Source organism: Enterococcus sp. 4E1_DIV0656 (assembly GCF_002140695.1).
In the GTDB taxonomy this organism is placed as follows: domain Bacteria; phylum Bacillota; class Bacilli; order Lactobacillales; family Enterococcaceae; genus Enterococcus_D; species Enterococcus_D entomosocium.
On the sequence record NZ_NGLF01000002.1, the window covers coordinates 623,890 to 649,175 of the forward strand.

Sequence of the window (25,286 nt, forward strand, 5' to 3'; positions counted from 1 at the left end):
GTTATTATAAATTAATTTGGCAAAGCTGAATTCTTTTCTTGGCGCACTTAGGGTTTCCATTGCGGCTGCTATTTTTTTACGTCAATCGTTCCTGTTAAAATTATAAGTTGTCTTTCGCAAAGTGACTTTTTTCTTCAATTCTATTCCCCTTAATATTCAATCGCCCCCCGAAAAACAATAATCATTTAATTTTTATTCCACCACTAAAAACTTATCGTCTCGCCCCTCTCTGGCTATTCAATTTCCATCAATCTTCTTCGACATGCTGGAAAAAAACGTGTTTCTACCTATATATATGCCGATCGTCAGTTGATTTATAGAAAATGCAAAAAATCTCGCATAGACTCAGGTATAGATTTCACCAATCGATGAAATACGTGATTTGTTTTTTCTTCCCTATCTTCTTTAAGATGAATAAGTAAGATTTGCGATTTTGTTCATGAAAGGAGCCACGTCTTGAGAAATTTTCAAATAAATTTTATTACTAACACTGCAACGATTCGATGGCTGAAAATTTTGAGGGCATTCGAGAAAAATTATCAATGTTCGACTCAAGGTTTGGCAAAAATTTCAGGAAGTACCACGCGAACGATCGTTACGGATGTGACGGATCTAAAAGAGTACTTTGGCGATTGTTTATCGATCGACTCTTCTCACAAGGGGTATATTTTTTCGATCAAACATTCCACTGTTTATTTAACGAAAAAACGTGCGCTGATTGCCAATGAGATTCTGTTCCATATCATCGAAAGTATTTTCCACAATGATCTTTATAGCTCATCTGAATGGGCAGAGAAGTACCATATATCAGAAAGCACTGTTCTTCGCTATTTGCGGAAAGTGCAACCGATTTTTTCTTTCTATCGTTTGGAGATCCAAACCAATCCTATTTGCTTTATTGGTGAGGAGATCAATATTCGCAAGTTTTTCCATGATTTCTATTACGAATCGGAAATTACTGCCCATACGATTTTCCCGCCGATCGCCATCCAAAATATCACTGCTAGCGCTTTTTCTAGATGTTATCAACTTGACCAGCATGCTTGTTCGTTTGGTGAATTCAATTATTACTTGTATATCACCTTTGAGCGCCATTGTGCGGGTCAAGGTATCGAGTTGCCTAAGCAAATAAAAAAAATATTTGAGCAATATAATGATTTTCGGCTATTTTCTGAAATCAACGAGGCAATGAGTGAACAATACCAAAAAGAACTTCCCTATGAGGAAGTCCTTTATTTGTTCTTATTGGTGAAAACCCGTCGCTCGATCAGCAATTTGGCGATCGAACAAACCTTTTGTAAAGAGTATAATCATTGGCTTGAAATTAAGCAGCTTGCTGCAGCCTTTGTCAAGGATTGTTTGCCAGATACTCAAGATAGCGCTCGTGACCGGCTCTTAGTAGAATCCTTTTTTACGGTAGCAAAAATCAAGCAATTATTATCCCCCTTATTAAACCATATGATTTCGGATACCGTTCATTTTGTCGAAGAGGCGTATATGGATGATTACCATCTATTTAAAAACTATCTGTTGACGCAACCATTAGCCAGAGAAATTTGGGACAGTATCACACTGGAACACTTAGGAACGAGTCTTACGATGTACGTTACCTCTATTAAATCTTTGTACTGGCAAGCAAAGAAGAATATCGCTTTTTTGTTTGAAGGCCCCTTTTATTTATGCCAATTATTAAAATGCAAATCTGTTCGTTATTTGCGCAGCTCTCGGACATTTTATTTTCCAGACTCCAATGAATTGTCGGCAGGCTATTTGGAAAAAAATCAAATTGACTTGATCGTCACCAACTATACGGAATACATTACCGAATATGCCCAAGACATTGATTATTTGCTATTCAAAACTTTTCCCGATGAGCATGACTGGGAAGCTTTAGAAGAAAAACTGAATGCCAACTTCAATCCTTGATAAATGAAAATCTTGACTCTTTAATTTATGGGACTGAGGAATCATAACTGATTCTTCAGCCCCATTTTCATTTTAGGTATTAAAAAGCATATCGTTCTCTAGTATGATTAGATCACCACAAAATAAATAACTGAGAGAACGATTGTAAGGACTTGTGAGCAATTTAAATCAAAATAGAGCGTATCGTTCGGGTCGGCACTGACACAGCGATACGCTCTCTACTTATGCCTTATTCTATTAAAAGCAAAAAAAAAGAAGCAGCCACTTCATTCAGTGAGCTGCCTCTTGCTAGTTGATTGATTAATCGAGAATCGTTACTTTTACTTGACGACGTCCCCATTGGATACATTGTGCTACGTTATCAAAGTGAACATCAATGATATTTCCTTTGATCGCGCCACCAGTATCAAGCGCTAGTGCTACGCCATAACCTTCAACATTGACTAAGGTGCCTAACGGAATCACGCTTGGATCCACGGCAACTGCCATTGGATTTTTACGTAAGTCTGTACCGCTTGCTGTAAAGAAACTGGAGCCAGCTTCTTTATAAGAGTAGGCAGTTGATTCCATCATCAATGTCCGACCACTGCTTGTATTGCTGTTGTTGCTATTGTTATTGTTATTGTTTGTATTGCTTGAGCTGCTATTTGAGCTATTGTTACTGCTTGAAGAGCTGCTCGATGATGAGGTGCTGCTTTCAGTCGTATCGCTGCTCGATGAAGCAGCCGCTTGTGATTCAGAAGCGCTTGAACGTTCGGCAGCTTGGGCTGCTTCTTTTTCTGCTTTTTCTTTCGCTGCTTGTTCTGCCGCTTCTTTAGCTGCTCGTTCTTCTGCTGCTTTTTCAGCAGCTAAGCGAGCTGTTTCAGCTTCTTTGCTTGAAGCGATTTGTGCCAAGGTTGATTCGTTTTCTTTCAATTGGGCTTGTAGATTCGCAATTTTTGAATCCAGTGTTTTGGCTTCTGATTCTAATGCGGTTTGATTTTCTTTCAATGATTGCTGTGTTGACTGTGCTTTTTCTTCTAAAGCTTCTAGCTTTTCTTTTTCAGCTGTTAATGAATCGATCTTTTCTTTTTCCAAGTTTTGTAACATCGTCATCGCATAGGCACGATTGATAAAATCTTGGATGTTTGATGATTCTAACAGTACCGTCCAGTCTCTGGTAGCCCCGCCATTGACTTGGATGTCTTTCATACGTTCCGCAACGACTGCTTCACGCTTTTCAATTGTTTCTTGTGCAGTTTTGATTTCTGCTTTGGTTGTTGCTAATGATTCTTCATTTTCAGCGATTTGAGCTTTTAGCTCTTCTACCTCACTGTATTTCGCATTCACATCAGTCAATGCAATCTGTACTTCCGTACTGATTTCCTGACTTTGCTGCATGACGGCACTTTCTTGCTCTTGCAATGATTCAAGTGACTCAGCCTGCGCAAAGATTGGAGAAACGATTCCTGCCGCAAAGACAGCGACAACGATTGTTCGTAGTTTCTTTGCCTTCAAAAAATTCCCTCACTTCTCACTATGTTTTCCAACATATCCTATTATACAAATTCTTAAGAAGAATTTTATTGCAGGACCTTTACAATTTGTTACAAATTATCGTAATAGTGGGTGTTTTAATCGTCTTTTTCAACTGAAATCAGTCAGAAGTGGGAAGAATCAGCATTGATAAGGGTTTATTGTTTGTAATCTTACCGTAACAAACCTATTTTTTCTTACGGATCGCTTCAATAAATCGAGACAATTCCTGACTGCTTTTTATCTGATTGATTTCTAACTTTTGAAAGTTTTTTAAGAGTCTTCTTTGATGGAAATTCAATCTCGGTAGATTCTGTTTTAATACGCGCCATTCTTCTGGAAACGCTGCGAAGCGCCCTTGCCAATCGTTTTTATATTGCTCAATATTTTCAGCCAATTCTTTTTTGTGCTGTTCAAAGGCTTGATTGACCTGTTGCACCGCTTTCTGAAAGGCAACCAAGTTAGCTAGGGTATAGCCCATATCAAAAGAGAGAACCATTAATAAGAAAACTGGCAATAAGAATCCTACGCGAGCACTCAATGTTTGAACAATCTCCAGCATTTGCGGATGAACAAATCGAACAATGAGCACACAGCACACGCCCCAAAAAAGAGAAATCGGCAATGCCACCCGTCCATTGATATTTAATGGGACTTCTTTATAATCCCACCATGAGGCATGAAAAAAACGCTCAAGTAAATAACTTGTCACATATTCAAGCACGGTAACCAACAACGCTGCCGCAAAGAACAGTGGAATCACTTGCTCATGCAATGGCCGCAATAAATAGACAACGCCAAGAATCCCAAAGCCGTAGATGGGTGTGATGGGACCAACAAGGAAGCCCCGATAAACAAAGTGCTTGGCTTTTAGTGAGCAATAAATGGTTTCCCAAAGCCAACCGATAAATGAGTACAAGAAAAATAATAAAATGATCCGTTCAAATTGAACCATACCTATCCGCTCCTTTTCAAACTGTCACAATGATCTGTGCAATCGTACTTGTCATCACAATCATACCACAAATCAATCAGTCTTATTTTGAATCAGTGCAGTAGCTTATTCCCTGTTTGAACGTTCTTTTTTCGTTGCTTATTGATCACCAAAAATAATTGATGGGTGCACTTGTTCTTTCAAACTATAGCCACATAGTTCTTTGTTAAAGGTAAAATGATCTTGTTCCACATTTGCAATGATCTCATCTTCGGAAAATCCGTGAAAATCGTAGTCATTGATATAACTGCGAAGTAATACTAATTTTGCATCGATCAAGAGAACTCTTTGGATATCCATCCAAAAAGCCATGTCTTTGTTTTTCAATATTTTTTTCAATTCTGCTTCCTGTGCTAACCAGTACGCATAGACTGATGGCATTTCACCTTTAATGGTTTCAGCAGATAATCCTTCTCTCATTTTTACTAGATACTCATTTACTGATTGATAAAACAATTTCCTTCCCCCTAGTTCCATTATTTTTAAACGTAGATCTTATGTTTCTTCTATTCCTCGCCGCTTTGAGCTATCTTTCTCTATCCGGCTGTTGCTGATGTCGCCCTACTTTTTGTATCGAAAGAAGCCATAGTATTTCGCAACAAAATTCTGACAATTATTCAAAACAAATAGATAAATAAAAAACACACTATTATTTTATAGATATAACCGACACAATTTTTAACTTCACTATTCTTTTAATGCTTCCTTTCTTTTCTAAAGCATAGCAAAAGTCGCCCCGTATTTATAATCAACTTTTGCATCAATCTAAGAAAAAAGTGAAAATAAGCGGTAACAGTCAGTTATTTCGACTTCATTTTTTTAAATTTATTATTTAACAATCCTTTATTTTTTTCTTTTCATGCAGTAACTGAGAATATTTTATTGCGTTATTTCCTTTCCTATTATACGATTAACTAAATAATGTTGGTTATTTGAAAATAGAAAACAAAGGGGAACGTGAGAATAATGAGAAAAAGTGTTGTTTTTAGTTTATTGGGGTTCACACTTCTTTTTGCTGGCTGTACGCCAAAAGAGGAGAAACCAGCTTCAGAAAGCACGGAAAATGCAAGCGCTACAAGCTTATCTATGACTTCGTCAACAGAAGTCGCGCAAGAATCGACGGGCTCTTCCAGCGAAGCGGCTTTACCGAGTTCGGAACAAACCATCACAGGCGTGAGTGGAACAAACTATACCATCGATTTGCCTAGTAATTGGCAAGAGGTACCCGATTTCACTTCATTGAATCCTGACAATGATTTCATGTTGTCAGATGCGTTAGAAACGAAATACTTAGCTGCAGTCGTTGAATCGAAACAAGATTTTGCCGATTTAGAAACTTATCTCGGATTGGTTCAAGAAAATTTGGCAACAAGCTTCGATACGACCGCCACCTTTTTACCAATTCCTGACACGAAGGCCTATTTCGTTGATTTCCCAGCGACAGTTGAAGGGCTAAATATCCACTATATTTATTATGTACTTGAAACCGACAATAATTATGTTCAGTTGTATGGTTGGACGTTAGAAAGCTTATACGACTCTTCAAAAGACGAGCTAACAGCGATCATGAACAGCTTCAAAGAAGAATAAACAAAACATCTGGAACCATTTTGGCAAATAGCCGCAAAAATGGTTCCAGATGTTTTTTCATTTTATCTACGGACTACAAGACGCTGTCCTACAAGAATCAATGAGCCAGAAAGATTATTCCACTGCATCAACTGATTCACAGTCACACTGTAGCGTTGCGAAATGCCCCATAGAGTGTCTCCCGAACGTACGGTATAGGTGGTGCTGTTTGATGAGGAAGTGTTCGTTTCTTGAACATACGCTGCACTTACCCAGCCACGCCCTTCAATTCGATACCAGACGTTGTTGCCATTCACACTGGTTCCGGTCTTTTGCGCAACCGCGCGAAAAGAGGAGTTGTTTAACAAAGAACCAACTATTCTGGCACTGGTAGACGCATCAGAGCGAATATTCAATGTTGCGGTTGTACGAAACTCTTTGTTGATGCTTTGCTCAGAGCTATTACTTCCAGCGTTCACTTCTGTCACGTACGTAGCACTCACCCAGCCGCGTCCTTGAATTCGATACCACACATTGTTTCCGTTGACACTCGTTCCCGTCTTTTGAGCGACTGCTCGAAATGTCGCATTACTTGCCAAGGAGCCAACAACAGAAGCGCTAGTCGATGCATCTGAACGGATGTTCAAGGCAGCAGTTGTGCGGAACTCTTTGTTGATGCTTTGTTCGGCATTGTTGTTATTGTTGTTATTGTTGTTGTTACCATTATTATTGTTGTTATCATTCCCACCCGTATTCGATGAGATCTCCGTCACGTGAGCAGCACTTACCCAGCCACGTCCTTGAATTCGATACCACGTCGTATTGCCGTTCACACTGGTACCAGTTTTTTGCGCTACTGCTTCAAATGTTGCATTGGCAGCCAATGAACCAACGATCGAGGCGCTAGTGGAAGCATCCGAACGGATATTGAGTGCTGCATTTGTTCTGAATTGCTTATTGATCGCCTGCTCAGAATTGTTATTGTTGTTATCATTTGAACCGCCACCACTTGATGTATCGTACTGGGTCAAATTGTGCGTTTCAATCAAGTTGTTTAGCTTACTTGCATAAGAAGTATCGGTGGCATAACGTCCTTGCAGCCATTGAGTCGCGTCACGATAAGAATTTGTATTAGACTTCCATGCCCCATGGTAGAAGAAAACACCCGGCGAAAATGAGGTAGTTCTCAAAACGTGCGCATTGTCTTGAAAAGATTCTTTTAATGAGGGGTATTTACGAAACCTAGCAATAATCGGATAGAGATTGCCATTCCCGTCATCTTCCATGGTTTGCATCTCTACAAATTGTCCATTGTAAGATCCCTTGATACCAAACATATTATTTGCAAGAGTGGTCAGCGTGGATTGCCCCCAACCTGATTCTAAGATCGCTTGGGCAATCATGACCGAAGCGTAGAGGTCATTTGCCCCGGCAACTTCTTGTGCCATTGGTCCTACTTGCTGAATAAATGCTTGCTGATTGTTGGAACGTGCCATTGGATTGTTGTAGTTGGGCATGACCTTCGTTTCAATGGCGATCCGCTCTTCTTCTGACAGAACAGGAATATCACTATCGGTTTCTGCTTCATTCTGTTCAGAAGCATCATCTGCTGGTGCATTTTCGGGTACCTCTTGGATTTCTACTCCATCCGCACTTTCAGCTTCTGATGGATCGGTACTATCTTGAGTTGCTGGTGATCCCTCGTTCACTTCTTGATCTTCTACAATGCTCACTGAATCATGCGTCGATGTGTCTTGGGTTGACTCTGCTGTTTCAACTACTTGAACACCATTTTGGGCTTCTGCTGACTCGAGTGTATCTGCTAAAACATTCATCGGCAAAATATTCACCGTACTAACAAGTGCAGCGGTTGCCGCCGCACTTTTACGGTAAAGAAGCCCTCTTTTTTGTTTCTTCGCACGATAACGAAGTTGTTTTCTTTCTTCCATTTGTCTCTCCTTAAAACTACAGCTAGCTACTTCTTACATTCTTACTGCAAAGCTAGGTGTAAAATGAGCGGTGCTGCCAACAGAAACATTTTGTCCTGGGCGTGGTGCATGAATGTATTGTCCGCCACCTAAAGCAATGGCTACATGATAGGTGCTACCTGATGAACCCCAGAATAAAAGATCTCCTGGTTGTGCTTGGCTAACGGAAATCACTGTACCGGCTGTTTCTTGTGGCACCGTCCATCCACCAATATCTCTCCCTGTTACTTGTAAAAAGACATAGCGAGTAAACCCAGAACAGTCAAAGCTGTCCGGTCCTTTGGCACCCCACACATAGGGTTTTCCGATATGCTTATAAGCTTCTGCCACGATTGCAGCACCATTTGTTGATGCTGGTGCAGAAGGTGCTGGCGGCGTCACGATCGGTGCAGGTGACGGAGCAGGCGTTGGCGCCGGTGTTGGTGTAACTGGCGTCGGTGCTGGCGTTGGTGCAGGAACTGCAGGTGCACTGTCCGCTGGCGTCTCCGGTGCTGCAGGTGTCACTGGTGTTTCTGGCTCTTGAATTTCTGGTGTATCTACTGGTGTTTCCTCTGGAACCTCTGGTGTTTCAACCGGTTCAGATTCTTGCGTTTCCTCTGGTTGCGTTTCTGCTGGTGCTTCTGGCTCTTCCACTGGCGCTGGGCTCTCTGTTTCTGCGTCAGGTTCTGTGCTCTCTACTTGAACAGCTGCTTCATTCAAGGCTGCTTCTTCCGCTGCAGCTTGTTCTGCCTGCTGTTGCGCCGCTTGTTCCGCTTGGGCTTGTAAAGCAGCTACTCGGGCAGCTTCTTCACGAATTCTTGCTTGCTCCGCTTCATAGGCTTCTTTTTCCGCACGCAGCTGTTCTTTTTCTTCTTCTTTCGTTGCTTCTTCGTAGGCTAAATTACTAACTAAGACATTTAATTCTGCTTGGCTTGCTTCCAAAACACCTTTTTGTGCTTCCAGATGGCTCTGTGCTGCTTGCAATTCTGCCACTTTTTCTTGTGATTCCGCACGCTTTTGTTCAACAGCTTGTTGGTCGGCTTTTTGCTGTTCGATCACTTCATTATTCGCTCGAATGATCGTCGTCATCGCATGCAAACGACCGACTAGATCACTGACAGAGTCCGCCTCTAGTACCGCTGTTAGAAAATGGTCGCCTTTTCCATTAACTTGTGTTTCTCTGGCTTGCTTTTCAATGTTTTCTGAGCGTTTGGCAATGCGCTCTTCTAACTGACTGATTTCCTGATCCAATCCTTCGATCGCTTGCAACAAATCACTTTGCTGCGCTAAAATGATTGCTGCTTCTTGATTTAACGAATCAATTTCTGCAGACAATCCGTCAATTTCCCCTTGTACGCTTTGACGTTGCTGTCTCAACTGATCAATTTCGTTATTTTTTTGTTCAATCAATTGATCGTGATTCGTAGCAAAAACGGTCACAGGTCCGCCGAATGATGACAATACAATGCCGCACATACACACTGTTGCAAAGATTTTCTTCTTCATCTGATCCTCCAAATTCAATTTTAAAACTTTTTTTTCATTTATTTGACCATTTTCATTTTACCATAGTTCAGCAACAAACCCAATCCGTAAGCGATTTACATTTTAGTTACATAAATAAGCTCTGTTTTTTTATTACATGTTCCCCACTCCTATCCCACCGACACGCCGAGTGAATCCCTATGTATCAACTGTTCAAGAAAACTTCATAGAAAAAGTCCTTTTTCTTAAGAAAAAATAAATAATGTTGTAGATTTCACTTTTATTACATTAATTTTCTGCAAAATATGCTTGATTCACAAAGTTATAAACAGACGAAAAAAGCTCCTTCCTAGTGTTTTCTAGAAAAGAGCGAGGTTTTTTTGTCTGTGTTATTCACGATAAGGGAGTAGTTGTCTCATTACGGCGATTTGGTCATCAATGGTCTGTTCTGTGATGTGACCGGTCAGAGCCAAAATCCCTAATCCTTCAATCACGAACATATAGTTTTCTGCAATCACTGCCAAGTTTTCATCTTTTAATACACCTTGCTGAACGCCCACTTGAAAAATCTCATGGATCGTCCGTTTCGTCTCAGCGAGTTGAGCTTGCTGCAGTGAACTGGAGGCTTCGGTTTTATGCGTATAGTAATACTCATAGACGGCTCGCAGCATACCGTCAGAAATGCTGTGGAGTAGACGCTTGCGATGGTCGGAAAAATATTTGTTTAAAATCGTTTCAAAGGGTACTTGCTCCATGATCATCTCTCGTACATCATCAAATTTTCGTTTGGAACGCTGCTCTAACACTGCCAAAAAAATCTCATCCACCGAACGAAAGTACAAATAAATGCCGCCGCGACTAATGCCGCACTCTTCGATAATGTCCTTCATTGTCGCATCAATCAAACCTTTCTTACTAAAGACGACTTTGGCACTTTCAAGAATCAAATCACGCTTTTGTTGTTTTTTCTTTTCAGCTGTAGTCAATTCGCTCTGCTGCTTCTTCGCCATTTTTTTGGCTCCTTTCATCACATTATTAATGACACTCGTGTCATTTTGTTGTATAATCAACCTAACTTAAAAATGACACGAGTGTCATTATAAAAAAGGAGTTTTTACAATGAATACAAAAAGCAAAACCTATCGCCTTGTCATTCGTGCCATTTTGACTGCTATTATTATTTTACAGACGATGGTGCCTTTCCTTGGATTTATTCCGATCGGTATCACTAGTTTGACGATCATCCATATCACGGTAATCGTCGCTGCCATCGTTTTAGGGACAAAAGACGGGATGTTCATTGGCTTAGTCTGGGGCATTTTTACCATGATCCGTGCGTTTACCTCCCCGACAACGCCCTTGGACATTGCCGTTTTCACCAACCCAATCATCTCAGTGGTCCCCCGTGTGTTGGTTGGCTTAGTGGCTGGTCTCTTATTTACGATCATTTACAAAAAGACCAAAAAAGTCGTCGCTGCTTCGATTGTTGCAGCGATCTTTGGGACCATCACAAATACAGTTTTGGTCTTAACCCTAATGGGAACCTTATATACTGGGTTAGTTGCCAATACCTATGGTGTCGATGCTTCGGCTTTATTCGTGACCCTCGGTGGAATTGCTATAACGAATGGAATCTCTGAGGTGATCACAGCTGCGATCTTAACACCCATTCTAGTAAAAGCCTTATTTGCGGCAACCAGTTTACTTCCAGAAAATCGTTAGTCCCTTCTCTTATCCTATCATTTTTTTCACGTTCTGAGTACTCTTTGCCCAAACATTAAAAGCCCCCGATTTAAGAAAGCTTCTATTGTATAGAAAGGCTTTCTTAGATTAGGGGGCTTCTTCTTTTATTGGTTAAAAAAAGGTGGACAGCAAGGCAAGGATCGCTAGACCGCCTTGGGTCAAAATAATTTTCTTGTCGCTAGTCACACTGCCATATGCAGCTACTAAGATAATGTAGATCAGCGACAAGCGACTGATTTCCAATGGTGCTGAAGCAAAGGTAATACTATACAGTAACCCCAAACCAATGAGTCCATTGTAAACCCCTTGGTTTTTGAACAAGGTCAAAACGATCGGTCGTTCAAGTTCTGCTTTCGTCACGTTGAAGACCCGCGCCGTTGCTTTGGACGTAGTGGCAAATGTTTCTAAATAGAGAATATAGAAAAACTCTAAGGCAACCAGTACAATCAAAATCGTCGATAAAATCGTCATCTTTATTCTCCTTGATGAGCGACAACGATCTCGCTCGGTTTGGCTGCAAAGTCAGGCATTTGTTGGAATAATTGTTGCAGCAGCGGGTTTTGATTGTGAGCGGTGATCGCTTCTTGATTCGCCCATTTTTCGACCATGACAAACCGATTGTTCTCTTCCAATGATTCATAGAGATGATAGCCGTGGCAGCCATCCTCAGTTCTTGCCGATGCTATTAATGGGGTAACAGCGGCTAAAAAATCTGCCCGCTTTTCTTCTTTGATGTAAAACGTTGCATTGATGATTTCCATCGTTTTCCCTCCTCTTATAGAAATGTCGTAATTTGTTCTGCGTCTAACCGAACGGATTCATAGCCTAATTCTTTGGCTTTTCCGACTGAAAGGATCATGACAGGAACATAACGTTCTTTGTCTAAGCCAAAAGCTTCTGCTAATTGATCTGCTTCAAAACCGCCGATTGGGTTGGTTTCATAGCCATGCGCCCGCGCAACTAACATAAATTGCATCGCTGCTAAACTAGCGTCGATCTTCACCACATCATTCATTTGTTCTTTTGTAAGATTTTCGTAATGAGGAATGATCGCTGCTAATTGTTGGTCACGTACTTCCGCTGGCATTTTGCCTTCTGCTACTGCTTTGTTATAAATTTCTTCTCCTAGTTCATGACAAAGCATATCGCCAAAAATCAAGACCATTGCAGAAGATGTATCATTTTGTCGGACGTTGAAACGAATCAACGGTTTCAATTTTGCTTTTTGCTCATCGCTTTCCACAACGACAAAGCGCCAAGGCTGCATATTGACTGAGGAAGGTGCTGTCGTTGACTCTTGGATCATGGTCAACATTTCTTCATGAGGGATTTTGTAGGTTTCATCATAGACACGGACCGATTTTCGGCCAAAGGTAATCTCTGAAAAATTGTTATTGCTGTATTCTGTCATGGGTTTGCCTTCTTTCATGGAACTAATTTCATAAGTAATGTTAGAAGCTGTGCTTCTTCTTCTTCGGTCAAATTGATGCCTAACGTCTCCTCAGAGCTGGCATGCTTTGAAGCACAACTAGCCAAATCGGCTTGTGCTTTCGGTGTCAAAGAAACAAAAATCTCGCGGTTATTGTCTTTGTTTCGTTCCCGTGTCACAAATTGTTTTTCTTCGAGAATCTTCAAATGCCGAGTGACCGCTGCACTATCGATCTTCAATTCATTCTGTACTTGATTTTGGGTACAGCGTCCTTGCTCATTCAAAAACTGCAGCAACTGATAACGGGTCAGACTAAAGCCAGTCTCTTTTTCAAAGATCGCCGTTAATTCTTGATTCACGATTTTCATCCGATACAGCAATCCGCTTAGCTCACGTAAATTCATTGCATAAACCGCTCCTTTCATCATTGACTTGTCAACTGTTGACTAGTCAAGTATAAATCATTTTCTTTTGCTTGTAAAGAGTAAGCAAAAAAGACCCGCAGCTAGGCGAACTTCATCAAGGATCGAATCAAGAATCCTTTGGCGAAGTTGCGCCATTAGGCTGCGGGTCTTCGTTACTCCGGTATTGAGAAAATACTGGAGAATTTATTTTATTTTAATTGGAAGAGTTTCTTCAAGCCCATCACAATCAGTGTAGAGATCGCTGCAGCAGCGAAGATGATCCCCCACGTGCCGGCTTGAATTGGCATCGTGTCTAATAGCTCATTCATAAACGGTACATAGACTGCTGAAAGCTGCAAACCTACGGAAAGGAGCAATGCCCCCATCAACGGTTTGTTTTTCAAGAGAGTTTTGTCTAAGCCAAAACCGCTGCTCTTACGAACGTTGAAAATATGCATCAATTGCGCTACTGCCATAAAGGTAAAGGTCGCTGTTTGTGCATAAAGCAACTCGTGATCCGTCAACATCAAGAAATTGAAGAAGCCAAACGCCACCAAACCAATCACAACACCACTTAAAATGATGCGTCCTAAGAAGCGTTTGTTGACGAGGCCATCAGCTTTCGACCGTGGCTGACGTTTCATGATATCGTCTTCTGCTGGTTCAAAGGCTAACGCCATTGCTGGCGCAATATCGATGACTAGATTTAAGAAAAGGATATGCAGCGGTTGGATCGGCATTGGCATCAAGAAGATGACACTTAAAAAGATCGTCACGATCTCAACCATATTACATGAGAATAAGAAAGAAACATATTTTTTGATGTTGTCAAAAATGATGCGTCCTTCTTTGATGGCATCGACGATTGTTCCAAAACGGTCATCCGTTAAAATCATATCGGAAGATTCTTTGGCTACTTCTGTCCCACGAATCCCCATGGCGATCCCGATATCGGCGCCGTTGAGTGCCGGCGCATCGTTAACGCCATCGCCAGTCATAGAAACGATATCGCCTTCTTCACGCAAGGCTTCCACAAGTTGTAATTTATTTTTTGGAGAGACTCGAGCAAAGACAGCGACTTCTTCGATTTTTTCGTTAAAGCCTTCCTGCCCTGCCAATTCATCGATCTCGCGACCTGTCATGGTTTTTTCATGATCTTTTAAGCCAATTTCTTTGGCGATCATGGATGCCGTCTTCGGATGGTCCCCCGTGATCATCTTCACTCGGATCCCCGCTTCTTGGGCGACCTTCACTGCCTCTTTGACATCTGTTCGTGGCGGATCGACGATGCCCGCAAAGCCTTGGATCTTGATTTCCTGTAATGCTGCTTTCAGTTCTGCTTCGTCCGTCCCACCTTGATAATCCTTGATGCAACCGACAGCGATCACCCGCTGCCCATGACTGGCTAATGTGTCATTGTATTCATGAAGTTGTTCTTTTTCTGTGGCATCAGCATCAGCTAAATCAATTAAGACATCTGGTGCCCCTTTGATGATCAATGTCCGTTGCTCTCCTTCATACACGGTCACCATGTATTTGTTGTCGGAATCAAAGGGCATTTCTGCGATTTTCTTCAGCCCGCTGTCCTGCTCTTTTTGCCGATCGATGCCAATCTTTTGACCTAAAACGACAAACGCCCCATCCGTTGGATCACCGAGGATCTCGTATTGCCCTTCCTTTTCACGTAAAGTGGCGGTGGTACATAAAGCGCCATTTGCAACCATCCCTTGCAGCGCATCATGATTGGCTGCATCGATCTCGGAATTATCATCCGAGTCTGCCTTATAGAATTTTCCGTTGGGTTCATACCCATTTCCTGTCACTTTGAACATTTCTCCTGAACCTAAAATGATCTCAGCAACCGTCATTTGGTTTTCTGTCAGCGTCCCCGTTTTGTCACTGGCAATGATACTGGTTGCGCCAAGAGTCTCTACGGCTGATAACGATTTGACGAGTGCTTTGTGCTCGGCCATCGTCCGCATGCCTCGAGACAATGTGATTGTCGAAACGGCTGGCATTGCTTCAGGAATGGCTGCGACCGCTAAAATAATCGAAATATGGATCATTTCGACAAATGGCTGATTCGTCAAAATACCTGCGACCAAAACTGCCACCGCAGCAAAGAGCGCTGCAATAATGATTGCTTTTCCAAGCTTGTCCAATTCGATATCTAACGGCGTTTGACGCTTTTTATCCCCCGTCAGCATGTCACTGATTTTTCCGACCTCGGTCTTCATGCCGGTTTCTGTCACTACTGCATAGGCATTTCCCCGAGTTGCCGCAGTTCCTGCGAAAACGACATTGCGGCGATCGCCTAATGGAACATCTTCTTCATAAGTTTCTCGTGCATCTTTTTCAACAGCTTCTGACTCACCGGTCAGCGCTGATTCGATGCAGGCAAAGTTGCTCGTTTCAAGTAAGCGGGCATCTGCCGCAATAGCATCCCCTTCTTCCAAAACGAGAATATCGCCTGGAACGATCTTTGCCGACTCGATCTCCATTACTTCTCCATCACGAATCACTTTTGCGGTAGTGTAAATCATGCTTTGAAGTGAATCAATTGATTTTTGTGCTCGTAATTCTGTAATGAAACCGGTCATTACAGCAATCACCACGGCAATCAATACTGCAATTCCTTCAACCGTTTCCCCCATCGCAAAAGAGAGTAACGCAGCTGCTAGCAAGAGATAAACAATCAAGTTGTTCAAGTTATGCCACAGCAATTCCCATACAGAAAGGGATTCTTGTTGCTGGATCGTGTTTTCTCCGTATTTTTCTAAGCGTTTGTCGGCTTCTTTCCCGCTTAGGCCTTGCTTGCGGTCACTTTCAAAATGTTTCAAGGTCTCTTCAGTCTTTTGCTGGTAAAATTTTTCCATCAAATTCCTCCTTTTAATTGTAAACTTCTTGCCGAGGGTTTCCACGTTTCTGAAGGGATAAATCGGTACAGATACCTTGCACAGTCACTTTTTGATTTTTAATCGGTTCAGGCAATTGCTGATCGAAGGGAATATAACCAATAAGAAAAGCAAGCGCAGATTGACTGGCTGAGGGAAAAGGTATGTGTGATGAGCATCGATCATTTTGCGAGCAGTGAAGTAACTTTTTTTGGTAGTCGCAAGTGATCTTTCTATGTACGTACTTTGTGAAAAAACCATTCGGCCTATTTCTAACCTATCATGGATGAAGATGTTCGCAAAGGATTTTGCTTCACAAGTAAAGTAAAAAAACAGTCGTAACAAAATTAGCACCACCGCTTTTGGTGACGATTGGGCAGCATGTCAGTAATGGCAAACAGGCACTCGTTTCGGCGTTTTCTTAATAACCTCAGCTTTCGCTATGTTGTGATTTACAATGTTACAACTCTAGCAAAAAAATAACTTCAAAAAGAGAACACTCGCTGCCCTTACTTTATTTTAACAAAAAAACACAAAATTTTGAACAAAAAAACTGTTTACTGCTAAAAAAATAGATAAATCACTGGATCTTTCCGCTTACAATCTAATTCCTGATCGTCAGAAAAGCCTAAAGTTAAAACAAGCCATTGATCCTTTGTGTTCATTCAACACGAGCTCACCACTACCCAAAACAAGCATTCATCGGTTGATTGATGAATCACCAGCCGATGAATGCTTCGCATTTATTCTACTTTAAGAGGTAATTTCCTCACTCTCGATATAGCAATAGACCCTCAGTTCAGGCAAAGCCTGCTTTATTTGCTGCTCAATGGTATCAATAAACGTGCTTGGTTCTTCATCCGGCGCTAGTTTCAAGCTAAGGTCGGCGACGATCAAAAGTTCCTCTGGGCTTAGATGGAGGGTTCGTAAATCTTTGATTTGAATGATGGCAGGGTTGGCTAAAATTTGTTTGATCGCCATTAAATCTGATGCGGATGCCCCTTCGCCAATCAAAAGGCTATAAAATTCTTTGGCTAAAAAGACAGCAGCAGCTATCAACAACAATCCACCTAAAATGCCCCCGAGGGAATCAAATACCGGATTGCCTGTCAAAGCAGTCAATGAGATTCCTGCGATGGCGATCGTCACACTACCTAAGGCAAACAAATTTTCCGTGAAGCCTAAAAGCAGATCGGAATCGCGGCTTTCTTTTAAGAAACGGACGAGGGGCTGGTTTTGCTTGTTTTGTTCTTTGACTTCTTGCCATCCCTCTTGTACAGCCGTCACTTCAATGAACAAACTGACAAATAAGATCGCTGCCACCAGCTGGAGCTGTTCCACTTCGTGGGTTGGGTCTAGTAGATCACGGCTGGCTTCAACAACCGCTAAAATCCCACCGCCTAAAAAAACTGTCATGGCAACTACGGTACTAAAAAAATAGGTCGCTCGTCCTTCACCAAACTGATGCAGTTCACTGCGTCCTCGCTGTGCTCGGTTTTCACCGATGGCCAAAAGACCTTGATTGATGCAATCGATCATACTGTGAATACTTTCGTTCATTAAAACTGCACTGCCGCTAAGGAAGTACCCGATGGCTTTCATGAGCAACCCTAAGACATGGGTCAACAAGACGATTCTTCGGGCTTTTTGTTCTTGCTGTTTTTCCATCATGGTTCCTCCCCCAGTGTATGACTTGCTGCAACAAGCTGTCTCTTTTCTTAAGAATAGCACTGCACTTCTGAGATGCAAACGAAAGCGGCTTGAGAGACTGAACTTGTTTTCAATCGATTTTTAAAGGTCTGAGGGTACAAAAAAAGTCAGGAATGTTCCTGACTTTTTTCTCTTGATTAGTAGCCGGTTCCGTCATCAACGACATCCGAGCCGTATCCGTCACCAGTTCCTGCACCTGTCTCGTTTCCAACACCGGTTTGTGTTTCTGTATTGGCATCTGCTTGCGAATCTGCTGGTGCTTGACCTAATGCTTTCAACATATCATTACGGATTTCATTGTAAGAATAGTCTTGAATATATACGATCGATTGACCATCATAAGATTCCCCATCGTACCATTCAAAGGTATGTTTTTGAATATCGAACCCAGACAACATATTGCCCGCTAAAGATACTAAGTCTTCAAACTTAAAGTTTGTATTCACATCTTCGCTGACAGAATCTAAAATTTCTTGGTACTTGGTGACATTATTGATTTTCAAAGCTTGGTGGATCGCTGCTTCAATAACTTCTTGCTGACGGTTTCCTCGATCCACATCAGTATCCATTTTCCGGATACGGGCAAAAATCAAGGCTTGTTCACCGTTCAACAATTGACGTCCTTCTGGAATCAACGTTTCTCCCGTGTTGTCTGAAGTATATTTCTTGTTGATGTCGTAAGGCACATCAACAGTGATTCCGCCAATCGCATCGATTATTTTTTCAAAACTTGTAAAATTGATGTTTACGTAATAGTCAATTGGCAATTGCAGGTAATTTTGGACTGTTTCAATCGTTGCGTCTTCCTCACCAATCGTGAATGCACTATTGATTTTGGCTGTAGTAGCAATTGTCCCAGTTCCTGTTCCATCATAAATATTGGTCCAAATATCTCTAGGGAGACTAACCATATCGATTTTCTTGTTTTCGCCATCATATACCATGTAAATCAAACTGTCGGTACGGGCACTGTCCAAATGTTCTGTCTTTTCACGTTCCGCGTCATTATCGACACCCATCAGCAAGATCCCAAACTTTGAATTAACATCAGAAGCTTTCAATGAGTTGTCTTCTTTACTTTTATTGGAACTGATTACAGCGGATTCTTTAAACATTTTATCCACTGAATTTTTTGCTGCATAATACGTATAGCCGGCAAATAAAACGATGCCTGCAATGGCGAAAAGAAAGATTCCTCCAATAATCACGCGTTTGTTGCGCGCTTTGTGGGCTCTTTGCTGTTTATATCTCGTCTTTCTATCCATAGTGCCTCCTTCATTTCTCCTGAATTGCTCTCCCCGATTGTACCAGAATTTTTGCGATCCGCCTATTTTTTTAAGAAGTTTTATTCTTTTTCTGTGAAGTCCTTTAAACATTCCTTAAAAATAATTCTGATGATGAAAGAAAGCTGGATAATTAGTCAACTTCTATGGATATTTTATTAAAAAACGATTTTTTTCATTCACCCTTTTTTGATGGATCAACTTCTTTTTCGACAGTAAGCTGAATAATTACACCAAATGGATCGCGAACACTTGCATAAAAAAACGCAAACGGATTTTCACTAGGTGCCTGGATCACCTGACTGCCCTTTTCCACTAGTCGTTGATAAAGCTTTTGAGCTGTTTTGGTGTCGTCTATCGTCAAACTCAAGGATAAGTGATTCCCTGCTTGAATGGGCTCCCCTTCGATCAATGGATTGTCAGCCAGCTGCAACTGGAAATCTCCGATTTGTAGGATGGAATGAGAAAGATACTGTTCTTGACCTGCAAGAATCTCCAATGTTGGATCAAGTTTTTCTTGATATTCTTGGTTGGTGATGGCGAATAAGAGGGTCGCGTCTAATGTTTCCTGATAAAAGTGGATGGCTTCTTGGGCTTTGCCGTCTAAGGTTAAAAATAAAGCGATTTTTGGTTCGATCATTTGTTGGTTCCTCCTTTTCTTGTTACCATAAGTGTAACTGTGAATATTGCCAAAACTTGGCACCATTGGAGAAAGAAATGAAAAAATCAGAACGTTTAACTCAGGAGCTATTGTATTTACAAGGAAAAACCACTTTTCATCTAGCTGATTTGATGAAAACCTTTGCGATTTCAAAACGCACAGCCGTCCGCGATGTCCAATCGTTGGAAGAGCTGGGCTTGCCTCTCGTGGTAGAAACCGGTCGTTATGGCGGCTATCAGATCTTAAAAAATCAACTGACCCCCTTGTACTTTGACAAAAATGAACGTTATACCCTTTTCTTTGCTTTACAGCTCTTACAAAAATTATCCGATTCTCCTTTTGATCGGAGCTATCAAGGGCTGCGGCGAAAACTTTTGCAGTCTTTTTATCAAGGAGATACCGACTGGTTAGAAAAAATGGAGACGGCGGTTTCATTTCAAGGGGTGCCTCAATTGACGAGTGCACCGATCCTCTCAGCGCTTTTTTCAGCGATCGTACAAGAACAGGTCATCCAATTTACCTATCAGCGTTATCAAAAAACGAACAAGACCGTACAACCCTATCAGCTGGATTTTCGTGCTGGTTACTGGTATTGTTTGGCCTTTGATTGTCAAAAGCAGGCCTTTCGCCGCTATCGCTGTGATGCAATTCAGGGACTTGCTCCGACTGAAAAAACAGGCTATACCTTGCAGCAGTTAGCTGAAAAACAGCTGCAGCAACAAGTGTTGACACAAACACTGGGCTATCACATCCGCTTTGATCTATCGGCAAAGGAACGCTTGTGGCAAGAAAAATATCCTGATATGGCAGTGGTGGAACGTCCTAGTGAGCTTTGCTTAGAAGGACACATTGCCGACAATGAGCTTGATTTTCTAGCTGACTTTCTCTTGCAATTTGGGCCAACCATCAAAGAAATCGAACCGTTAGCCCTCAAACAGGCGTATACTGAAAAAGTTCGGCGGATGCTGCAGCCATTTACAACTGACTAAGCGTCTTCACGCTGTTCGATGATGGTTGACACTCTGCCTAAAACGATTCTTACTTATAAGGAGTTTTCTACCCATGTTTCTTTTAAATAAAAAAACCTTCCAAGCGTTGGCAGCCCCCTATTTGACGGAAGGAGCTGTGATCGGCTATGCAAAATGGCAGTCCTTCAATGCCATCACCAGCCGTACCCTGCTCGTCTTAGATGATCAGCAATTGACGATTTTGGCATTGAATCTTTTCTCGACAAAAGTCCTGCAGCACAAAAGCGTGCCGCTTGCTGAGCTAAAAAAACAGCACAAAGATCCTGTTGTAGGGATGCTCGTCCCGATTCGCTTTACTTATAAAGGGGAAACCTACCGTTTTCAAATGCAGCGAGTGATTTTGCCCTTGGGGGATTGGCAAAAAACCTTTCTTGCCCGCTGGCAGGCGTGGTAAATAGGCAGCAACTGGCAAGTTCTAATTGTAACAGAAAGAATTTTCATGAAATTTACACTCTTTTACAAGAAAGTTGTTGTATTTTTCTGATAATGTTTTCGGCTATTTCGTTCTATGGTAAGATGTCCCTAAAGAAATGGAGGCTGTCTATGGTATGTATGGAAAGTGAACGGTTAACGATCCGTCCGTTTCAAGAAAGTGATTTTGCCGATACCTTTGCTATTTATCAGCAAGCGGAAGTTTGCCGTTTCTTACTTCATGAGCCTTGGCAGACAGAAACGGCAGCGGCGTCTTTTGCCAAAAAATGTCAACAGCACACCTTGACGGACCAAGCAGGTCTTTCTTTGGCGGTACTACACGATCAAACGGTCATCGGCGATTTGTCGGTGTGGTCTACTGGTCAGCCGTCTTCCGTTGAAATCGGCTATGCCTTCCATCCGTCATTTGGCGGACAAGGGTTTGCTCAAGAAGCCTTGAAAGAGTTGTTGGACTGGTTGTTTGCCAGTCAGAAGATCCATCGGGTCCAAGCGACGCTAGATGCCCGCAATCAGGCCTCAGCCAAGCTTTGCCAACGGATTGGATTGCGCCAAGAAGCACATTTTATCCAAGACTGGTGGAACAAGGGGGAATGGACCGATAGTTTGGTTTTTGCCTGTTTAGTCAGTGAACATCTTGCTGAAGTTCACTCATAAGCTCATGAGGATGAACAAGTCCGCTCATCCGCAATAATTTAGGAGGTTTTTTATGATAAGCTTGTTACGCTACGCCAAGGATTATCGCAAACAGATTATTCTTGGTCCGTTTTTCAAATTTTTAGAAGCGGTGTTTGAATTGGTCCTGCCTTTACAGATGGCCGCTTTAGTCGATGAGGGCCTACGGCAAAACAATTGGTCGAAAGTCGTTGAAATGACGATCTGGATGATCGTGATGTCCGTGGTAGGCATGATCTGTGCCGTCATCTGTCAGTATTATGCTTCCGTCGCTTCTCAAGGATTCGGGACAGAATTACGCAATCGCTTGATGAAAAAAATCAACACCCTTTCCCATAGCGAACTGAACTTATTCGGTACTGATACGTTGATTACTCGAATGACCAACGACATCAATCAGATGCAGATTGCTTTGGCGATGCTGATTCGGCTGGTTGTCCGGGCGCCCTTCTTAAGTATCGGTTCTGTGATTATGGCCTTTGTCATTGATTGGCAAGCTGGCTTGATTTTCCTACTCGTTTTACCGCTCTTTTGTATCGTCTTATTCTGGATCATCGCCAAAACCGTGCCATTGTATAAGAAAGTTCAAGTCCATTTAGATGAGTTGAATGAGCTAGTTAGTCAAAATTTAAGCGGGATTCGGGTGATTCGTGCCTTTGCCCGCACAAAAACGGAAACGAAGCGCTTTGATAAGGCAACTGATGATTTAAGTGATGTCTATTTACGGGTGACAAACCTGTCTGCTTTATTGACGCCTGCCACCACCTTGATCATGAATGTCGGCATTATCGCGTTGTTTTATATCGGTGGATTCAAAGTCAATATAGGCAATTTGCAGCAAGGACAAGTGCTGGCACTGGTCAATTACATGAATCAAATGCTCTTAGCATTGATCGTGGTTTCCAACTTAGTGATCATCTTTACCCGTGCGGCAGCATCAGGTTCACGGATCAACGAAGTTTTAACCACTGAGCCATCGATCGGCGATGAACTTTCAGAAGTCTTTATGGATCAGCCGAAAAACAACGTCGGAGCGATTCGCTTTGAACATGTTGATTTCCGCTTTTCAAAAGAATACGGATTAGCTTTGAAAAACATTGATTTCCAAGTCGCGCCAGGGTCTATTTTAGGTATCACTGGACCAACCGGTAGTGGGAAATCTGCCTTGACCCAATTGATTCCCCGCTTCTACGATGTAGCAGATGGCAAAGTGATCGTTGACGGTCACGATGTGCGGAAATGGCCTTTACAGCAATTACGCCAAAAAATTGCTATGGTGCCTCAAACCGCCGTGCTGTTTACGGGGACGATTCGGGAAAACTTGCAATGGGGCAAAAAAGAGGCCACCGATGAAGAATGCTGGCGCGCCTTAGAGATCGCTCAAAGCCGTGACTTCGTTGAAGCCTTGCCGCAGCAACTGGATACCCCGATTTTTGAAGGTGGCAAGAACTTTTCTGGGGGACAAAAACAACGGTTAACGATCGCCAGAGCGTTGATTGCTAAACCAGATATCTTGATTTTGGATGATTCTCTGAGCGCCCTTGACTATCAAACCGATCTTGATTTGCGGATGGCTTTAAAAGAAAGCATTCGTGGCACGGTCATCATTATCTCTCAACGGGTTCGCTCCATTCAAGACGCGCAGCAGATCTTAGTCTTAGACCAAGGGAATTTGGTAGGCAAAGGGACCCATGAAGAGCTGTTGGCATCTTCAAAAGAATACCAAGAAATCGTCGCATCACAGGCAGAGGAGGAAGAAGCATGAAAAAGAAATCATTCGATTGGTCGGCCTTTCGTCGCTACCTCCCTTATTTAACTGCCTACGCGAAGGAAACTTGGGCAGCAGTTGTCCTCGGGATCGCTGCTGGCGTCTCCTCGGTTTATATGACGTATCAGATTGGTCAAGCCGTCGATCAGCTGATAGGTGCTGATCAAGTGCAATTTAGCACTCTCTATCGTATTTTGCTTCTGTTTGCCGGAGTGGTTTTAGTGACTGTGGTCAGTCAATGGTTGATCCAGCGACTGGGCAACCGCGTGGCGTATTTATCTGTCGCCGATTTGCGCAAAAAAGGTTTTGCGCATCTCAATACATTGCCTTTGCGCTATTATGACCAAAACTCCCACGGCAACATCGTCAGTCGTTTTACCAATGACATGGATAATATTTCCATTGCCGTCGCTGCAGTCTTTAACCAGCTGTTTTCTGGTATTTCGGTCGTCTTGATCGCCTTAGTCGTCATGCTGCAAATGAGTGTGCCCTTAACGTTGGTCGTATTGGTTTCGACCCCGATCATCTTTTTGGTCAACTGGATCGTGGCACGAACGTCACAATCGCATTTTGCTCGCCAACAAGAAATCGTCGGCGAAATTTCTGGCTTTGTTACGGAAATGATTGGCAATCAAAAAATCGTCAAAGCCTTTGATCGAGAAACCATCAACCAAAACCGTTTTGAAACGATCAACCAAGAATTGAATGTCCGGGGGCAAAAGGCACAGTTTTCTTCTTCTTTGACCAATCCCCTTTCACGATTCGTCGATCATTTGGCGTATCTGTCAGTCGGCTTTGTCGGCGGTCTGCTTTACTTTTCTGGTTCAGGTGCTGTCACGGTTGGGATGATTTCCAGCTTTACGATCTACTCCAGTCAGTTTTCGAAACCATTCATTGAATTGTCAGGAATTACGACCCAGATCCAAACGGCATTGGCTGGACTTTCAAGAACCTTTGAGCTGTTGGATCAAGAACCAGAAACAGCCGATGACCAAGAATCTCAATCACTGGGTGAGATCAAAGGCGAGATTGCCTTTGAGGAGGTGTCTTTTGCTTATGATCCTGGTCAAAAATTGATCGAAGATTTCACTTTTACTGCAAAACCTGGAGAAACCGTCGCGATCGTCGGAAAAACCGGTGCCGGTAAATCGACGTTGGTCAATTTGTTGATGCGTTTCTATGATGTTGATAAAGGCGCGATCAAGATCGATGGCACCGATATTCGTCAGTTGAAACGAGAAGAATTACGGCAAAGCTTCGGAATGGTCTTGCAAGATACATGGCTCTTTGATGCCTCTTTACGAGAAAACTTGCAATACGGAAATGACACTGCCACAGATGAAGAAATCTATGATGCCCTAAAGCATGCCTATATGTATGAATATGTGATGCGCTTACCAGAAACACTAGATACACCGATCGGTCATCAAGGCATCAAGATCTCTGATGGACAACGACAGCTATTGACGATTGCCCGCACGATGATCAGTAACCCACCAATGCTGATTTTGGATGAAGCAACCAGTTCGGTTGATACTCTGACTGAGAAAAAAATTCAAGATGCCTTTTTGAAAATGATGGAAGGCAAAACCAGCTTTGTGATCGCCCATCGGTTATCAACGATTCGAGCAGCAGACAAGATCCTTGTAATGGATGCCGGTCAAATCGTGGAGCAAGGAACCCATGAAGAATTACTGGCAGAACAAGGCTATTACTATCGCCTGTACCATGCTCAATTCCAACATTGATCAGTCATACAACAACCCCCACCACCTCAAAGAGAGACTCTTGAGTTGGTGGGGGTTG

22 protein-coding genes are annotated in these 25,286 nt (G+C 42.3%); 8 read left to right on the forward strand and 14 right to left on the reverse strand.

Going from position 1 to position 25,286, the window contains the following annotated elements; all coding sequences use genetic code 11:
* Positions 1-456: 456 nt before the first annotated feature.
* Positions 457-1,926: a helix-turn-helix domain-containing protein gene (locus tag A5882_RS16215; RefSeq protein ID WP_005234967.1), complete on the forward strand. Its 1,470-nt coding sequence runs from the start codon at positions 457-459 to the stop codon at positions 1,924-1,926.
* Positions 1,927-2,226: 300 nt separating this feature from the next.
* On the opposite strand, the gene A5882_RS16220 is transcribed toward A5882_RS16215, so the two are convergent.
* From A5882_RS16220 to A5882_RS16230, 3 genes are all read right to left on the reverse strand, one after another.
* Positions 2,227-3,423, reverse strand: a complete 1,197-nt coding sequence (locus tag A5882_RS16220) for a 3D domain-containing protein (protein WP_005234966.1) — start codon at positions 3,421-3,423, stop codon at positions 2,227-2,229.
* 205 nt (positions 3,424-3,628) lie between these two features.
* Positions 3,629-4,396, reverse strand: coding sequence for a putative ABC transporter permease (locus A5882_RS16225; protein WP_005234965.1), 768 nt, complete (start codon positions 4,394-4,396; stop codon positions 3,629-3,631).
* Positions 4,397-4,534: 138 nt separating this feature from the next.
* Positions 4,535-4,912 carry a hypothetical protein gene (locus A5882_RS16230; RefSeq protein ID WP_005234961.1) on the reverse strand — a complete coding sequence of 126 codons (378 nt, stop codon included), beginning with the start codon at positions 4,910-4,912 and terminating at the stop codon, positions 4,535-4,537.
* 489 nt (positions 4,913-5,401) lie between these two features.
* Between A5882_RS16230 and A5882_RS16240 the strand changes: the two genes are divergently transcribed.
* Positions 5,402-6,025, forward strand: coding sequence for a hypothetical protein (locus A5882_RS16240; protein ID WP_005234960.1), 624 nt, complete (start codon positions 5,402-5,404; stop codon positions 6,023-6,025).
* 62 nt (positions 6,026-6,087) lie between these two features.
* Here A5882_RS16240 and A5882_RS16245 read toward each other — a convergent pair whose 3' ends face one another.
* From A5882_RS16245 to A5882_RS16255, 3 genes are all read right to left on the reverse strand, one after another.
* Positions 6,088-7,953, reverse strand: a complete 1,866-nt coding sequence (locus A5882_RS16245; protein ID WP_086373134.1) for a glucosaminidase domain-containing protein — start codon at positions 7,951-7,953, stop codon at positions 6,088-6,090.
* 33 nt (positions 7,954-7,986) lie between these two features.
* Positions 7,987-9,477, reverse strand: coding sequence for an NlpC/P60 family protein (locus A5882_RS16250; protein ID WP_086373135.1), 1,491 nt, complete (start codon positions 9,475-9,477; stop codon positions 7,987-7,989).
* Positions 9,478-9,845: 368 nt separating this feature from the next.
* Positions 9,846-10,466, reverse strand: a complete 621-nt coding sequence (locus A5882_RS16255) for a TetR/AcrR family transcriptional regulator (RefSeq protein ID WP_005225615.1) — start codon at positions 10,464-10,466, stop codon at positions 9,846-9,848.
* Positions 10,467-10,575: 109 nt separating this feature from the next.
* Here A5882_RS16255 and A5882_RS16260 point away from each other — a divergent pair, with 109 nt between their 5' ends.
* Complete coding sequence (locus A5882_RS16260; RefSeq protein ID WP_086373136.1) at positions 10,576-11,178, forward strand: ECF transporter S component; 603 nt, start codon at positions 10,576-10,578, stop codon at positions 11,176-11,178.
* A 132-nt stretch (positions 11,179-11,310) separates the two neighbouring features.
* Here the strand turns inward: A5882_RS16260 and A5882_RS16265 are convergent, their stop codons facing one another.
* The 8 genes from A5882_RS16265 to A5882_RS16300 all read right to left on the reverse strand — a co-directional run bounded on the left by A5882_RS16265 (position 11,311) and on the right by A5882_RS16300 (position 19,559).
* Positions 11,311-11,670, reverse strand: a complete 360-nt coding sequence (locus A5882_RS16265) for a DUF1304 domain-containing protein (RefSeq protein WP_086373137.1) — start codon at positions 11,668-11,670, stop codon at positions 11,311-11,313.
* 2 nt (positions 11,671-11,672) lie between these two features.
* A complete protein-coding gene (locus tag A5882_RS16270; protein WP_086373138.1) occupies positions 11,673-11,960 on the reverse strand; it encodes a putative quinol monooxygenase in 288 nt (95 codons plus the stop codon).
* A gap of 14 nt (positions 11,961-11,974) precedes the next feature.
* Positions 11,975-12,610 (reverse strand): nitroreductase family protein, encoded by a 636-nt coding sequence (locus tag A5882_RS16275; protein WP_008378805.1) that lies wholly within the window; start codon positions 12,608-12,610, stop codon positions 11,975-11,977.
* A gap of 14 nt (positions 12,611-12,624) precedes the next feature.
* The gene (locus tag A5882_RS16280; RefSeq protein ID WP_086373139.1) at positions 12,625-13,032 is read right to left on the reverse strand and encodes a MarR family winged helix-turn-helix transcriptional regulator; all 408 of its coding nucleotides are present in this window, start codon (positions 13,030-13,032) and stop codon (positions 12,625-12,627) included.
* 209 nt (positions 13,033-13,241) lie between these two features.
* Positions 13,242-15,908, reverse strand: coding sequence for an HAD-IC family P-type ATPase (locus A5882_RS16285; RefSeq protein ID WP_086373140.1), 2,667 nt, complete (start codon positions 15,906-15,908; stop codon positions 13,242-13,244).
* Between the two features lie 771 nt (positions 15,909-16,679).
* On the reverse strand, positions 16,680-17,597 hold the full coding sequence (locus A5882_RS16290; protein WP_086373141.1) for a cation diffusion facilitator family transporter: 918 nt from the start codon (positions 17,595-17,597) through the stop codon (positions 16,680-16,682).
* A gap of 176 nt (positions 17,598-17,773) precedes the next feature.
* Positions 17,774-18,901 carry an LCP family protein gene (locus A5882_RS16295; RefSeq protein WP_008378814.1) on the reverse strand — a complete coding sequence of 376 codons (1,128 nt, stop codon included), beginning with the start codon at positions 18,899-18,901 and terminating at the stop codon, positions 17,774-17,776.
* Positions 18,902-19,094: 193 nt separating this feature from the next.
* Complete coding sequence (locus A5882_RS16300; RefSeq protein ID WP_086373142.1) at positions 19,095-19,559, reverse strand: VOC family protein; 465 nt, start codon at positions 19,557-19,559, stop codon at positions 19,095-19,097.
* A 77-nt stretch (positions 19,560-19,636) separates the two neighbouring features.
* On the opposite strand from A5882_RS16300, the gene A5882_RS16305 reads away from it, so the two are divergent.
* From A5882_RS16305 to A5882_RS16325, 5 genes are all read left to right on the forward strand, one after another.
* Complete coding sequence (locus A5882_RS16305) at positions 19,637-20,569, forward strand: YafY family protein (protein ID WP_086373143.1); 933 nt, start codon at positions 19,637-19,639, stop codon at positions 20,567-20,569.
* Between the two features lie 73 nt (positions 20,570-20,642).
* Positions 20,643-21,002 carry a hypothetical protein gene (locus A5882_RS16310; protein ID WP_005234941.1) on the forward strand — a complete coding sequence of 120 codons (360 nt, stop codon included), beginning with the start codon at positions 20,643-20,645 and terminating at the stop codon, positions 21,000-21,002.
* 149 nt (positions 21,003-21,151) lie between these two features.
* Entirely contained in the window at positions 21,152-21,694 is a 543-nt protein-coding gene (locus A5882_RS16315) for a GNAT family N-acetyltransferase (RefSeq protein WP_034878476.1), read from the forward strand.
* 52 nt (positions 21,695-21,746) lie between these two features.
* Positions 21,747-23,477 (forward strand): ABC transporter ATP-binding protein, encoded by a 1,731-nt coding sequence (locus A5882_RS16320; protein ID WP_086373144.1) that lies wholly within the window; start codon positions 21,747-21,749, stop codon positions 23,475-23,477.
* Positions 23,474-25,228 carry an ABC transporter ATP-binding protein gene (locus tag A5882_RS16325; RefSeq protein ID WP_061054371.1) on the forward strand — a complete coding sequence of 585 codons (1,755 nt, stop codon included), beginning with the start codon at positions 23,474-23,476 and terminating at the stop codon, positions 25,226-25,228. The genes A5882_RS16320 and A5882_RS16325 overlap by 4 nt, the downstream gene beginning before the upstream one ends.
* Positions 25,229-25,286 lie beyond the last annotated feature (58 nt).

What these genes read in the sequence shown, in the direction of transcription:
- A5882_RS16295 (WP_008378814.1), bottom strand. Translation starts at nt 18,901, where the DNA reads ATGGATAGAAAGACGAGATATAAACAGCAAAGAGCCCACAAAGCGCGC.
- A5882_RS16315 (WP_034878476.1), top strand. Translation starts at nt 21,152, where the DNA reads ATGGTATGTATGGAAAGTGAACGGTTAACGATCCGTCCGTTTCAAGAA.
- A5882_RS16225 (WP_005234965.1), bottom strand. Translation starts at nt 4,396, where the DNA reads ATGGTTCAATTTGAACGGATCATTTTATTATTTTTCTTGTACTCATTT.
- A5882_RS16310 (WP_005234941.1), top strand. Translation starts at nt 20,643, where the DNA reads ATGTTTCTTTTAAATAAAAAAACCTTCCAAGCGTTGGCAGCCCCCTAT.
- A5882_RS16305 (WP_086373143.1), top strand. Translation starts at nt 19,637, where the DNA reads ATGAAAAAATCAGAACGTTTAACTCAGGAGCTATTGTATTTACAAGGA.
- A5882_RS16245 (WP_086373134.1), bottom strand. Translation starts at nt 7,953, where the DNA reads ATGGAAGAAAGAAAACAACTTCGTTATCGTGCGAAGAAACAAAAAAGA.
- A5882_RS16230 (WP_005234961.1), bottom strand. Translation starts at nt 4,912, where the DNA reads ATGGAACTAGGGGGAAGGAAATTGTTTTATCAATCAGTAAATGAGTAT.
- A5882_RS16255 (WP_005225615.1), bottom strand. Translation starts at nt 10,466, where the DNA reads ATGGCGAAGAAGCAGCAGAGCGAATTGACTACAGCTGAAAAGAAAAAA.
- A5882_RS16320 (WP_086373144.1), top strand. Translation starts at nt 21,747, where the DNA reads ATGATAAGCTTGTTACGCTACGCCAAGGATTATCGCAAACAGATTATT.
- A5882_RS16290 (WP_086373141.1), bottom strand. Translation starts at nt 17,597, where the DNA reads ATGATGGAAAAACAGCAAGAACAAAAAGCCCGAAGAATCGTCTTGTTG.
- A5882_RS16280 (WP_086373139.1), bottom strand. Translation starts at nt 13,032, where the DNA reads ATGAATTTACGTGAGCTAAGCGGATTGCTGTATCGGATGAAAATCGTG.
- A5882_RS16265 (WP_086373137.1), bottom strand. Translation starts at nt 11,670, where the DNA reads ATGACGATTTTATCGACGATTTTGATTGTACTGGTTGCCTTAGAGTTT.
- A5882_RS16275 (WP_008378805.1), bottom strand. Translation starts at nt 12,610, where the DNA reads ATGACAGAATACAGCAATAACAATTTTTCAGAGATTACCTTTGGCCGA.
- A5882_RS16285 (WP_086373140.1), bottom strand. Translation starts at nt 15,908, where the DNA reads ATGGAAAAATTTTACCAGCAAAAGACTGAAGAGACCTTGAAACATTTT.
- A5882_RS16325 (WP_061054371.1), top strand. Translation starts at nt 23,474, where the DNA reads ATGAAAAAGAAATCATTCGATTGGTCGGCCTTTCGTCGCTACCTCCCT.
- A5882_RS16240 (WP_005234960.1), top strand. Translation starts at nt 5,402, where the DNA reads ATGAGAAAAAGTGTTGTTTTTAGTTTATTGGGGTTCACACTTCTTTTT.
- A5882_RS16270 (WP_086373138.1), bottom strand. Translation starts at nt 11,960, where the DNA reads ATGGAAATCATCAATGCAACGTTTTACATCAAAGAAGAAAAGCGGGCA.
- A5882_RS16260 (WP_086373136.1), top strand. Translation starts at nt 10,576, where the DNA reads ATGAATACAAAAAGCAAAACCTATCGCCTTGTCATTCGTGCCATTTTG.
- A5882_RS16300 (WP_086373142.1), bottom strand. Translation starts at nt 19,559, where the DNA reads ATGATCGAACCAAAAATCGCTTTATTTTTAACCTTAGACGGCAAAGCC.
- A5882_RS16250 (WP_086373135.1), bottom strand. Translation starts at nt 9,477, where the DNA reads ATGAAGAAGAAAATCTTTGCAACAGTGTGTATGTGCGGCATTGTATTG.